Below are 11856 nucleotides of genomic sequence, written 5' to 3'. Positions count from 1 at the left end.
GCTTCGCTGGGCAAACAAAAAAAGGCCTCGGATTGAGGCCTTTGGGGTTATTTCAGCGTGGTGGCAAAGGCCAGCATTCTATCAAGAGGCACCATAGCTTGCTTACCGAGTTCCGGGTCAACATGAATTTCATGCTCTTTGCCACCGGTTTCTAGCGCTTGCTCTATGGCTTTAAGGCCGTTCATTGCCATCCAGGGACAATGTGCGCAGCTTCGACAGGTTGCACCATTACCAGCGGTAGGTGCTTCAATAAACGTCTTATTCGGCTGCAACTGCTGCATTTTATAAAAAATGCCTTTGTCGGTAGCCACAATAAAGGTGTCGTTCGGAAGCTCCTGGCTGGCTTTTATGAGCTGCGAGGTTGAACCGACAGCATCGGCCATTGCAACAATGTTTTCAGGCGACTCTGGGTGAACCAGAATGGCTGCGTCAGGGTGTAACGCTTTCATGTCGTTTAGAGCTTTCGCTTTAAACTCGTCGTGTACAACACAAGCGCCCTGCCATAACAGCATGTCTGCACCTGTTTCACGGGCAATATAACCGCCTAAATGTTTATCGGGTGCCCATAGTATTTTTTCGCCTTTCGCATCGAGATGATCAACCAGCTCTAGTGCCATACTGGATGTTACTACCCAGTCAGCACGTGCTTTAACCGCTGCTGAGGTATTTGCATAAACCACAACGGTCCGGTCAGGGTGTTGGTCACAAAACTCCGCAAACTTATCTGGAGGACAACCTAAATCCAAAGAGCATTCGGCATCGAGGGTCGGCATTAACACCTGTTTATTAGGCGTGAGTATTTTTGCTGTCTCTCCCATGAAGCGAACACCGGCAACAATTAGCTTCTTCGCCGGATGGTCACGACCAAAGCGCGCCATTTCCAAAGAGTCAGCAACACAGCCGCCTGTTTCTTCAGCCAGAGCCTGAATGTCAGGGTCAGTATAGTAGTGAGCCACTAACACTGCGTCTTTCTCTTTTAAGAGCTCTTTTATACGCGCGACAGTTTCCTGCTTTTCTTCAGGCGTCAAAGGCTTAGGTTTTGGCGGAAACCGGTAATCAAGGGTATCCAGCGTTTGAATCTCAGTCATGGTATTACAGCTTATGTCCAAGTGTTCTGTATAACGTGGCGGCTAGTATAATCGAATTCAAGAGGGGGTTGTAGTTAAGTTATCAGAAAGAGGAAATGGTGGGTTGTGCAGGATTCGAACCTGCGACCAATTGATTAAAAGTCAACTGCTCTACCAACTGAGCTAACAACCCATATTTCTGATTTTCTTAGCGTTAGCGAGTGGTGGGTTGTGCAGGATTCGAACCTGCGACCAATTGATTAAAAGTCAACTGCTCTACCAACTGAGCTAACAACCCAACGCTAACTATTCGTTACCAGTTCTGCTTGGCAACGGCGGCATAGTTTACTGAAATAACGCGCTTATGCAACTTAAAATTGAAAAAAACTGTCTGACTGATTAATTCACGAACACATGTTGCGCTCGTGTTAGTTAATTCAGTCTCTGCTTGGCTAAATTTGCTTCAGTACTGTCTGGATACTCGCTAATAACTTTTTCGTAATAGCGCTTAGCATCAGCAGTATTACCTTGGTCATTTGCGATAGCACCAAGCTTCAATAAACAGTCGCCACGCTTATTACTATCCGGATAGTCTTCAACTACCGTCATGAACTGCTGTTCGGCCTTATCATACTCTTGCTGAGCAAAATAAAGCTGTCCCAGCCAGTAATGGGCGTTTGGCACGTAAGTAGAGTTAGGAAAGCTCTCCAGGAAGGACTGGAAAGCCGGAATGGCAGCGTCATAACGCTTGTCTTCCAAAACCAAAGCAATGGCTTTGTCATAGGCGTCATTTTCGCTCAAGCTCGCTGAATAACTGCTGCTATCAGTTTGCGTTGGTACCTGCTGCATATCGGAATAACCCGAGCCAGCATTATTACTCTGGCTATTGTTGTCCTTTAGCTGGCTAAAGCGACGATCAATTTCCTGATACAGCTCGCGCTGGCGTTGTAAAAGTTGTTCCAATTGGTAGGCGTGCTCTTCAGTTATACCTCTTAATTCTGCAACGTCTTGTTGCACAGAATTAAGTTGATCCATCATGTTAAGTTGCGCACTAGAACGAGCTTCGAGCATACGCTCAATTTGTTCTAGGCGTTTCTCAACATCACCTGAAGAAGACAAACCTGAAACAGGCGCCTGGGCTAATGCAAGCCCAGGCACTAACAAACTGACAGCTAACAGCGTTTTTTTCATGAACTACCCGTTTAAGTCTGGGATTAGTACACTAAAACCGCACGACGGTTCTTCGCGTATGCACTTTCAGTTGACGCATCAACTAAAGGCTTCTCTTCACCGTAAGATACGGTAGAAGTCTGAGAGTCCTGAACACCTAAGTTGTGCAGGTAGTCTTCAACCGCTTGTGCACGGCGCTCGCCAAGTGCAATGTTGTATTCAGGTGTACCGCGCTCATCAGCATGGCCTTCGATAACAACCTTCACTGACGGGTTTTTAACTAAGTAATCAGCATGTGCTGCTAATAGCTCAGCGTACTCAGATTGTACGTTTGATTTATCGAAAGCAAAGTAAACAATGTGTTCTTTGCGCAATGCTTCCATTTTTTCTTGACGCTGTTCTTCAAGAGTTTTTTGACGCTCTGCTGCACCAACCTCAACACCAGAGTCTTGCTCTGCTTGTTGATTCGTTTCCTGACCTGCGCCCGCACCTGAATCGGTTTCCTGGTTTGAGCTACAAGCGGCCAGAGTTGCCATTGGTACAACGATTGCCAGAGCTTTAAAAAGTTTATTAAGCTGCATCCTTTTCGTCCTTATCGTTTAATCGAACATTCAACCATTCAGGCTATTTACATAAATGGCGACCAAGAGGGAGATTTCACTTCCCCATCAGAAGCCGGTAACCTTGCTTTAAAACGTCCATCGGTAGAGACCAATGCCAGTACTTGCTTGTTATTATGCGTTGTACTGTATATCACCATACTGCCATTCGGCGCGATACTTGGTGACTCATCCAAAGACGTTTTTGTTAAAACCTGCATTGTTCCTCGTGGGAACTCCTGCTTAGCTATATGATAGTTCCCTCTGGTACGGTTTACCAGAATCATGTTTTCACCAGACGGTGCTACCGTACCACCTAAGTTCTGTTCACCTTCGAACGTTAAACGCCGAACCTGACCAGAAGACAGCTCTACACTGTAAAGCTGAGGTCTGCCACCACGTTCAGACGTAAATACTAGCGACTTTCCGTCTGGTGTCCAACTCGGTTCTGTATCAATCGTACGATTCCGCGTAACTCGTTGCAAGCTTTTCGTTTTTATATCGAAAACATAGAGTTCCGGGTTGCCATCTTTTGAGAGCACCATCGCTAATTTTGAACCATCCGGTGAAAACACCGGGTTACCATTTATGCCCGGGAATGACGTTAGCTTTTCACGGCGCGTCGTATAAATATCCTGCATGAAGATCTCTGCAGTTTTATTTTCAAAACTCACGTAAGCCAACTTGTTACCGTCTGGTGACCAAGACGGAGACATCAGCGGCTCAGGACTGCGCAGCAAGATCTTTTCATTAGCGCCGTCGTAATCAGCTACGGCAAGTTTATAGGGGTAACGGTCGTCATGGTTCACCGTCACATAAGCAATCTTGGTCATGAACGCGCCTTTTTCACCGGTCAGTGCTTCATAAACAACATCGGAGATACGGTGAGAGTAGCTACGGAACTGATCCCCATCTATGACACTTGAACGTGAATCCAGTACGTGGTCATTACTCTGCACTAATTCACCATCGCGCAACATTTGAGCGTTACCACCGGTAATTTGCCCGCGCAATACATCAACCAACTCAAACTTAACCATATAACGGTCAACAGAGTACGGTTCTACGGACCCGACCAACACCGCTTCAACGCCCATCTTCGCCCAGGCAGAGTAGTCAATATCGCCGTCTTTAGTCGGACGTTGGGGCATTGCTGTTGTCGGAATCGGGTTAAATCGGCCGCTTCGTCTTAAGTCGGCAGCAATAACCTCAGTTAAATTTCCTGGTGGCTGCCCTTCTCCTTTCCACTCAAAAGGAACCACAGCAATAGGTCGTGCGGTATCGATACCTTCGGTAATGACAATTTCTAACACACCTGCACGGGCAGAGCTCATCACAACAAATAGCAGAGCCAGGGCTTGAAATACGATTTTTCTCATTGGTCACCTTAATTACAACTGTGGCTTAACAGTCAATTTGATTGTACTCATCTGCTGGTAAATTTCCGGATCTTCCGACACCGGTAGCGTATTTGCTTTTAAAACAGCATTACGCGCTGAGCGACACACACTGGCATCACCGTTACCGGTATCTACCGATTTAACAAATCCACTTGGCGCAACGCTAATGGTTAACTCACATGACTTTCCTTGCATGGAGTCGTCAACTGTCCAGTTACGTTGAATGGTCTGCCGTATTAATGCCTGATACTTTTCAACTTCACTCAACACTTGTTGACGTCTTGCTGCCTGACGGCGAGCTCGCTCTTCTTCCATTTCTTTTTTCAATTGTGCTTCTCGCTCAGCTGCCCGGCGCTCAGCTTCTTCGCGTTTACGTCTCTCTTCTGCGGCTCTGCGTTCAGCTTCTTCCGCTTCTTTCTTGCGACGCTCAGCCTCTTTAGCCGCCGCTTCAGCCTTAGCTCTCTCTTCGGCTAAACGCTGCGCTTCTTTCTTTGCCTGCTCAGCTTCTTTACGCGCTTGAGCCGCTTCCTGGCGTTCAATTTCTTGCTGACGTTCAATCTCTTTTTGACGTTGCTCTTCGCGCTCTCGAGCTTTACGTGCTTCCTCAGCTCGGCGCTCTAAACGTTCAATTCGGCGCTGCTCAGCAGCCTCTGCTTCGGCTTTTTGTCGCTTCATTCTATCGACTTGTTCCTGCACCTTAGCTTTATCAACGGAAACTGCACTGACAATTTCTTCCGCAGGTTCAATGTCGCTTTGGTTCAAGTTAACTTCCATCGCTTCTGGTGTTGATGGCGTAAACTCAAAACTAATAAGCAATACACCCGCTATAACAGCGTGTATTGCTATAGAATATATGAGCGGTAACGTTAAGCTCTCCGATTTATCCACAACTACTCTTCCGACGAATCTGTCATTAACCCAACCGATGGTACACCAGCTCTTTGCAATAGCACCATCAATTGAACAATTTGGTTATAAGATACCGCACCATCACCGTTCACCATAACGGGCGTATCAGGCTCGACTTGCAAATGCGCCGCCACTAAAGTCGCAAGCTCATCCGCCTGCATTGGCGTGTCTTGGCTATCACCCTGGTTCAGGTAATAGCGGCCTTCGGCATCAACAGAGGCAACCAACGGGGGCTTACTGTCTTCAGACAATGGCTCTGCCGTCGCTTTTGGTAAGTCTACCTTTACCCCTTGAGTAATTAATGGCGCCGTTACCATAAAAATAATAAGAAGAACGAGCATCACATCGATGTATGGCACCACGTTTATCTCAGCAACCGGCTTACGCCGTTTGCGCGGCATGACCATCATAGTGACTCACCTTCCACTTTTTCTTTAGATGACTTCGCCAGTGCCTGACGCTGTAAGATAGAAGTAAATTCGTCAATAAAGTTCATGTATTGACCATCAATTTTCTCCGCGCGGGTCGTAAAACGGTTAAACGCAATAACCGCCGGTATCGCAGCAAATAAGCCCAGCGCGGTTGCGATAAGTGCTTCGGCGATACCCGGAGCGACCATCGCCAGTGTCGCCTGCTGCACGGCCCCTAACGCGATAAACGCATTCATAATACCCCATACGGTACCGAAAAGGCCGATATAAGGGCTAATAGAACCAATGGTTGCCAGCGTACCCAAATGGCTATCTAGCTTCTCCATTTCACGGGCGTGAGCAACACGCATCGCACGGAACGCCCCTTCAAGCATTGATTGGTTGCTCCCGGCGGACTGGTTACGAAGCCTTGCAAACTCTTTAAATCCAGCATGAAACATTAACTCCATGCCACGAGCATTTTTTGCACGCGCAGATATCTCCTGATAAAGACGGGCTAAATCCACACCCGACCAAAAGCGATCTTCAAACTTTAACGCGTCTTTTTGCGCTTGGTTAAGTACTTTCCGACGTTGGAATATCAGTACCCAGCCCCAAACAGACATAGCGAGAAGGATGATCATAACCAGCTTTACCAATAAGCTGGCCTGCAAAAATAAATCAATAAACGATAGCTCTGCTTGCACGCTCTAAACCTCTGTCTCAATACGCGATAAAATAGATGCCGGAATAGCAACAGGTTTCATTACTGAGTTATCAACACATGCAGCAGTAACAACTGCCGAGCAATGAACACTGCCATCTTTTCCCAAAACATTCTGTTCAAACATTAACGACGCCTTTTTCTTTTTTATAACGTCGACAGTTACTGTTAGCTCTTCGTTGAATCGGGCTGCCTTTTTTAAATCAAGCTCAACCTTACGTACAACAAAGGCTATATTGTGAGCCAACCAAGTGTCCTGTTCAATCCCTAATGAGCGTAACCACTCCGTCCTGGCCCGCTCAAGGAATTTGAGATAATTGGCGTAATAAACAATACCACCTGCATCTGTATCCTCGTAGTACACGCGGATAGGCCATTCAAACTGATAGTGAGACATTAGCACCTCGGGTAAAGTTCTGAAAAGTTACCGTAATGTAATAATTTGTAAAGAGACCGCCAAAAGTATCGCTGGTTAAATTATCAGCAGAGTTTTTTTTATGACAGAACTGAAACATAAAAACAAAAACTCTTTGTTTTAATTGCTCTTTTTGTTTTTGTTATAATTTTGTTGAGCTTTTTTTGAACAACTTCACCTTATAACGGATTAGTTTTTCTTATGCGAGAAAGCAATTTTTCTTGTTTGATCAAGCGCATATTATACTTATAATACCCCACATATCAGAGACGAAGAGATTGGTTGTCACTTCTTCTTAGATTGTTTGAAGATTGTTCCCTGGATTTAACTTCCTTCTTGTTGTTCTATTTGCCCGTACTTTTGTGCGGGCTTTTTTTTGCCTATTTCTCAGGTTTTAATCCAAAGTGCTGATACGCTCTTGGAGTGGCTAAACGGCCTCTCGGTGTTCTTTGCAAAAAGCCCTGCTGAATAAGGTAAGGCTCAAGCACATCTTCAATGGTGTCTTTTTCTTCGCCAATAGCCGCTGCAAGGTTATCAAGCCCCACAGGACCGCCCATAAACTTCTCCATAATGGCTAATAAAAGCTTACGGTCCATGTAGTCAAAGCCGGCATGATCAACATCGACCATAGTTAATGCTGCATTTGCGGTTTCCTGATCGATTTCGCCGTTACCTTTAACTTCTGCATAGTCTCTTACCCGACGTAACAAGCGATTTGCAATACGCGGCGTTCCTCGCGAGCGTCGTGCAATTTCTTTGGCGCCGCCCTCTTTCATTGTCACGTTCATAAAATGAGCGGAACGCGACACAATATCGGTTAACTCTTCTACATCATAAAATTCTAGTCTTTGCACAATGCCAAAACGGTCACGCAATGGAGAGGTTAAGGCTCCGGCGCGGGTGGTTGCCCCAACTAAAGTGAAAGGCGGTAAGTCCAGCTTTATTGAACGCGCAGCCGGCCCTTCTCCTATCATGATATCCAACTGGTAGTCTTCCATGGCCGGATACAAAATCTCTTCAACAACTGGGCTCAAACGATGAATTTCGTCAATAAACAAAACATCGTGCTCATCTAAGTTCGTTAATAGTGCGGCTAAGTCGCCCGCTTTTTCCAGAACCGGCCCTGAAGTGGTTTTAATATTGACGTCCAGCTCATTAGCTACAATATTTGCCAGGGTGGTTTTACCAAGACCCGGAGGACCAAAAATCAGCAGATGATCGAGCGCTTCCTGTCTTTTTCGTGCCGCCTCAATGAAAATCGCCATTTGCTCAACAACATGCTTCTGCCCGGTATACTCATCGAGCTTCTTCGGGCGAATAGCACGATCTATGGCTTCATCGTCGCCCTGCACATCGGCTTCAACAATTCGGTCAGTTGGAATGTGGTCGGCTTCTATCATTGTTTTACCTTAAGACAGCTCTTTTAGCGCTAGTCGTATCAGAACTTCACTGCTATGTTCTGCAGAGTACACTTTCTGAATGGCTTTTTCAGCCTGATTTTCTTTGTACCCAAGTGCAACCAGAGCACTAACGGCATCAGAGCGAGTATCAGCGGGGTGGATACGAGCATCACCGCCTTTATTATCCACCGGCATAGCATCAGTAAACGGCGCTGCTGAGTTCCAGTCTTTCAGTCGGTCGCGCATTTCAATGACTAAACGCTCCGCAGTTTTCTTGCCAACACCTGGCAGTTTCACTAAGCGGCTCACGTCATTCTGATTCACTGCAAACACGAACTCGTCCGCAGACATGCCCGATAAAATACCCAGCGCCAGCTTTGGTCCCACACCTTGAGTTTTAATTAATAATCGGAACAGTGAGCGCTCCGACAATGAGTTAAAGCCATACAAGAGTTGTGCATCTTCACGGACAACAAAGTGCGTTACCAGAGTTACGGGCTGTCCTGTCGCAGGCAAGTCGTAAAAGCAGGTCATGGGTAATTGCACCTCATACCCGACGCCATTCACATCGACCAATACTTCCGGTGGCTGTTTGGCTAACAATGTGCCTTGAATTTGTCCTATCACAACGGCTTTCTCCCTATTAAATTAACGTAGCCTACCGCGAACGGTTTTCCTCGCTGCCCCTGACATTTTCAGCAGGCTTTCTGCGCTTTGCGCGTGGCATAGTGCTACCGCCAACGCGTCAGCTGCATCGGCTTGCGGTGTCTTTTGTAAATTAAGCAGCGCGACGACCATATGTTGTACCTGTTCTTTTTCTGCACCGCCGTTACCGACAACGGCTTGTTTTATCTGGCGCGCCGAATACTCAGCCACTGGCAGCCCGGCTCTTGCCGCAGCTACTATGGCAGCGCCTCGCGCTTGCCCCAGCTTCAAGGCTGAGTCAGGGTTTTTCGCCATAAACACTTGTTCAATAGCAAATTCGGTAGGGCTAAACTGAGTGATTAACTCGCTGACACTGTCATGAATCAGCCGTAGTTTTTCGGCGAGCGACAGTGGTTTTGCCGACGTTCCTGTCGCGCGAATGCAACCACTGCCTAAATAGTGAAATTTACGGCCATGTTTTTGAATAACGCCATATCCGGTTAACCGTGAGCCCGGGTCAATACCTAATATGACGCTCATAATTCCTTAATCGTCCAACTTCGCCAATACGTCATCAGAGATATCAGCATTATGGTAAACGTTCTGAACGTCGTCTAAGTCTTCCAGTGCGTCCAGCAATTTCAAAAATGAACGCGCACTGTCTTCGTCCAAGTCAACTTTGGTGTCTGGCACCTGAGTCACTTCCGCGTTGGACGCTTCCAGTCCTTTGGCGTCTAGGGCATCTTTCACAGGACCAAAGTTTTCCGGTGACGTCATAACATCCAGACCGCTTCCCGGATACTTCACGATGTCCTCAGCACCCGCTTCAAGTGCTGGCTCCATAACGTCTTCTTCGGTAACGTCCGTTCCGTAGCTAATGACACCCATTTTATTGAATAAGTAAGCCACCGAACCATCTGTACCTAAGTTTCCGCCGTGCTTACTGAAGGCATAACGCACTTCAGACACTGTCCGGTTTTTGTTGTCCGTCATGCATTCTAAAAGAATGGCCACGCCATTAGGACCATAACCCTCGTAGGTCAGCTCTTCAACGTTGTCTCCTTCCATCTCACCGGTGCCGCGCTTTATTGCGGTATCGATGGTGTCTCGCTTCATGTTATTGGACAGCGCTTTGTCGATAGCTGCGCGCAGACGCGGATTCGTTTCAGGATCGCCACCGCCTTCACGGGCGGCGACGTTAATTTCGCGAATCAATTTTGTGAAAATTTTGCCGCGCTTAGCATCCTGCGCGGCCTTTCGGTGCTTTATGTTCGACCACTTCGAGTGACCTGCCATGTTTCACCCCACAAAGTTTAATCGTTGAATGTGTTTACTCTTTGTCTTCGACGGTGCTCTTAACGCCAAGTTCATTAAGCGCTTCGGGGTTGGCTAACCCTGGAGCGTCCGTTAGCACGCAAGCTGCGGTGGTGGTTTTCGGGAATGCAATAACGTCACGAATTGAGTTCGCTCCCACCATCAACATCACCAGTCGGTCCAAGCCGAAAGCCAAACCTGCGTGCGGAGGAGTACCGTACTTGAGCGCCTCAAGCAAGAAACCAAACTTCTCTTGTGCTTCTTCTTTACCAATGCCCAGAACTTCAAATACGGCTTGCTGCATTTCGTTTTCGAAAATACGTGTTGAACCACCGCCGACTTCAACACCGTTTAAAACCATATCGTAAGCATTAGACAGTGCCTGAGCCGGGTTAGCGCGTAACTCGTCCGGTGTTACATTAACGGGTGCTGTAAACGGGTGGTGCAAGGCCGCTAGCGAGCCGTCATCGTCTTCTTCGAACATTGGGAAGTCGACAACCCACAACGGTTTCCACTCGTCACTGACAAGACCAAAATCCTCACCCAACTTAAGCCGCAGTGCGCCCATAGCTTCAGCAACAGTGTTGGCTTTGTCTGAGCCAAAGAACAAAATGTCACCAGTAGCGGCTTCTGTACGTTCAAGAATTGCGTTCAATGCATCGTCTGGCAGGAATTTCAAAATTGGCGACTGCAAGCCATCGCGGCCTTGAGCCAAATCGTTCACTTTTATCCAGGCAAGGCCTTTCGCGCCGTAAATACCCACAAAATTGGTGTATTCATCAATCATTTTACGCGACACATTTTCCGCCCGGCCTGGCAGACGAATCACAGCTACACGCCCTTTTTCATCATTCGCCGGACCTGAGAACACTTTAAACTCAACGTCTTTTAATAAGTCCGCGACGTCTACTAACTCTAATGGGTTACGTAAATCTGGCTTGTCTGAACCATAACGCTTCATGGCTTCATGCCAGGTCATGCTCGGGAACTCTCCCAGCTCAATTCCCAGTAACTTGTCGAACAACTCACGAGTCATATTTTCAGTCACTTCCATAACTTGTTCAGCGGTCATGAAAGAGGTTTCGATATCGATTTGAGTAAATTCAGGCTGGCGGTCAGCACGTAAGTCTTCGTCGCGGAAGCATTTTACAATTTGGTAGTAACGGTCAAAACCCGACATCATCAGCAGTTGCTTAAACAATTGCGGGCTTTGTGGTAACGCGAAAAAACGACCTTTATGTGTACGGCTTGGCACTAAATAATCACGCGCTCCTTCCGGAGTGGCACGCGTTAACATTGGAGTTTCTATATCCAGGAAACCGTTGTCGTCCAGAAAGCGTCTTACTGCACTAGTAACTTTAGCGCGGAATTGAAGCTTTTCGTTCATTTGCGGACGGCGCAGGTCCAGATAGCGATAACGCAAACGCGCTTCTTCACTGACCTGGCTGTTAAAGTCGATAGGCAGCGGCTCAGAGCGGCTTAAAATATTAAGTTCAGAAGCCAGCAGCTCAACTTCTCCCGTCTTCATGCTGGCGTTTACCTGGCTTTCAGGGCGACGGTTTACTGTGCCGGTAATTTGTACACAGAATTCCTGACGTAACTTCTCAGCCTGCTCGAACAACGCTTTTTGGTCTGGGTCAAAAACAACCTGAATAAGACCTTCTCTGTCGCGTAAATCGATGAAAATCAGGCCGCCTAAGTCACGACGTTTATTAACCCAGCCACATAAAGTAACTTGTTGCTCTGCGAGTTCTGCGTTTACTTGTCCACAATAATGCGTGCGCATGTACTTTTCCTACTACC

13 protein-coding genes and 2 tRNA genes are annotated in these 11856 nt (G+C 47.1%); all 15 read right to left on the bottom strand.

Features of this window, described 5'->3' with window-relative positions; translation table 11 throughout:
* Positions 1–47 precede the first annotated feature (47 nt).
* The 15 genes from nadA to aspS all read right to left on the bottom strand — a co-directional run bounded on the left by nadA (position 48) and on the right by aspS (position 11839).
* Positions 48–1088 (bottom strand): quinolinate synthase NadA, encoded by a 1041-nt coding sequence (gene nadA / locus B3850_RS07610; protein ID WP_286871569.1) that lies wholly within the window; start codon positions 1086–1088, stop codon positions 48–50.
* 96 nt (positions 1089–1184) lie between these two features.
* Positions 1185–1260: transfer RNA gene (locus B3850_RS07605), tRNA-Lys, on the bottom strand.
* 29 nt (positions 1261–1289) lie between these two features.
* Positions 1290–1365, bottom strand: a tRNA-Lys gene (locus B3850_RS07600).
* 134 nt (positions 1366–1499) lie between these two features.
* Entirely contained in the window at positions 1500–2258 is a 759-nt protein-coding gene (ybgF, locus tag B3850_RS07595; protein ID WP_058579478.1) for a tol-pal system protein YbgF, read from the bottom strand.
* 23 nt (positions 2259–2281) lie between these two features.
* Positions 2282–2818 (bottom strand): peptidoglycan-associated lipoprotein Pal, encoded by a 537-nt coding sequence (gene pal / locus B3850_RS07590; protein ID WP_286871566.1) that lies wholly within the window; start codon positions 2816–2818, stop codon positions 2282–2284.
* Between the two features lie 47 nt (positions 2819–2865).
* Complete coding sequence (gene tolB, locus B3850_RS07585) at positions 2866–4215, bottom strand: Tol-Pal system beta propeller repeat protein TolB (RefSeq protein ID WP_058579480.1); 1350 nt, start codon at positions 4213–4215, stop codon at positions 2866–2868.
* A gap of 12 nt (positions 4216–4227) precedes the next feature.
* Complete coding sequence (tolA, locus tag B3850_RS07580) at positions 4228–5124, bottom strand: cell envelope integrity protein TolA (protein WP_273268193.1); 897 nt, start codon at positions 5122–5124, stop codon at positions 4228–4230.
* Positions 5125–5126: 2 nt separating this feature from the next.
* Positions 5127–5555 carry a protein TolR gene (gene tolR / locus B3850_RS07575; protein WP_053952916.1) on the bottom strand — a complete coding sequence of 143 codons (429 nt, stop codon included), beginning with the start codon at positions 5553–5555 and terminating at the stop codon, positions 5127–5129.
* On the bottom strand, positions 5552–6262 hold the full coding sequence (gene tolQ / locus B3850_RS07570) for a protein TolQ (protein ID WP_053952917.1): 711 nt from the start codon (positions 6260–6262) through the stop codon (positions 5552–5554). The genes tolR and tolQ overlap by 4 nt, the downstream gene beginning before the upstream one ends.
* Before the next feature lie 3 nt (positions 6263–6265).
* Positions 6266–6676 (bottom strand): tol-pal system-associated acyl-CoA thioesterase, encoded by a 411-nt coding sequence (gene ybgC / locus B3850_RS07565; protein ID WP_053952918.1) that lies wholly within the window; start codon positions 6674–6676, stop codon positions 6266–6268.
* Between the two features lie 398 nt (positions 6677–7074).
* Positions 7075–8094: a Holliday junction branch migration DNA helicase RuvB gene (gene ruvB, locus B3850_RS07560; protein WP_126752719.1), complete on the bottom strand. Its 1020-nt coding sequence runs from the start codon at positions 8092–8094 to the stop codon at positions 7075–7077.
* A 9-nt stretch (positions 8095–8103) separates the two neighbouring features.
* Positions 8104–8721, bottom strand: coding sequence for a Holliday junction branch migration protein RuvA (gene ruvA, locus B3850_RS07555; RefSeq protein WP_286871551.1), 618 nt, complete (start codon positions 8719–8721; stop codon positions 8104–8106).
* Positions 8722–8742: 21 nt separating this feature from the next.
* Positions 8743–9279 (bottom strand): crossover junction endodeoxyribonuclease RuvC, encoded by a 537-nt coding sequence (gene ruvC / locus B3850_RS07550; protein WP_053952921.1) that lies wholly within the window; start codon positions 9277–9279, stop codon positions 8743–8745.
* Between the two features lie 6 nt (positions 9280–9285).
* Positions 9286–10035, bottom strand: a complete 750-nt coding sequence (locus B3850_RS07545; RefSeq protein WP_286871547.1) for a YebC/PmpR family DNA-binding transcriptional regulator — start codon at positions 10033–10035, stop codon at positions 9286–9288.
* Positions 10036–10069: 34 nt separating this feature from the next.
* Entirely contained in the window at positions 10070–11839 is a 1770-nt protein-coding gene (aspS, locus tag B3850_RS07540) for an aspartate--tRNA ligase (protein ID WP_286871545.1), read from the bottom strand.
* Between the last annotated feature and the right edge of the window lie 17 nt (positions 11840–11856).

It is taken from the genome of Idiomarina sp. UBA4520 (genome assembly GCF_002388365.1).
GTDB classification, from domain to species: Bacteria; Pseudomonadota; Gammaproteobacteria; order Enterobacterales; family Alteromonadaceae; genus Idiomarina; species Idiomarina zobellii.
This window is presented reverse-complemented; position numbering and strand designations above follow the sequence as displayed.

Bases quoted from the DNA above. Each gene is read 5' to 3' on its own strand.
- nadA (WP_286871569.1), bottom strand. From the start codon at position 1,088: ATGACTGAGATTCAAACGCTGGATACCCTTGATTACCGGTTTCCGCCA.
- ybgF (WP_058579478.1), bottom strand. From the start codon at position 2,258: ATGAAAAAAACGCTGTTAGCTGTCAGTTTGTTAGTGCCTGGGCTTGCA.
- pal (WP_286871566.1), bottom strand. From the start codon at position 2,818: ATGCAGCTTAATAAACTTTTTAAAGCTCTGGCAATCGTTGTACCAATG.
- tolB (WP_058579480.1), bottom strand. From the start codon at position 4,215: ATGAGAAAAATCGTATTTCAAGCCCTGGCTCTGCTATTTGTTGTGATG.
- tolR (WP_053952916.1), bottom strand. From the start codon at position 5,555: ATGATGGTCATGCCGCGCAAACGGCGTAAGCCGGTTGCTGAGATAAAC.
- ybgC (WP_053952918.1), bottom strand. From the start codon at position 6,676: ATGTCTCACTATCAGTTTGAATGGCCTATCCGCGTGTACTACGAGGAT.
- ruvB (WP_126752719.1), bottom strand. From the start codon at position 8,094: ATGATAGAAGCCGACCACATTCCAACTGACCGAATTGTTGAAGCCGAT.
- ruvC (WP_053952921.1), bottom strand. From the start codon at position 9,279: ATGAGCGTCATATTAGGTATTGACCCGGGCTCACGGTTAACCGGATAT.
- B3850_RS07545 (WP_286871547.1), bottom strand. From the start codon at position 10,035: ATGGCAGGTCACTCGAAGTGGTCGAACATAAAGCACCGAAAGGCCGCG.
- aspS (WP_286871545.1), bottom strand. From the start codon at position 11,839: ATGCGCACGCATTATTGTGGACAAGTAAACGCAGAACTCGCAGAGCAA.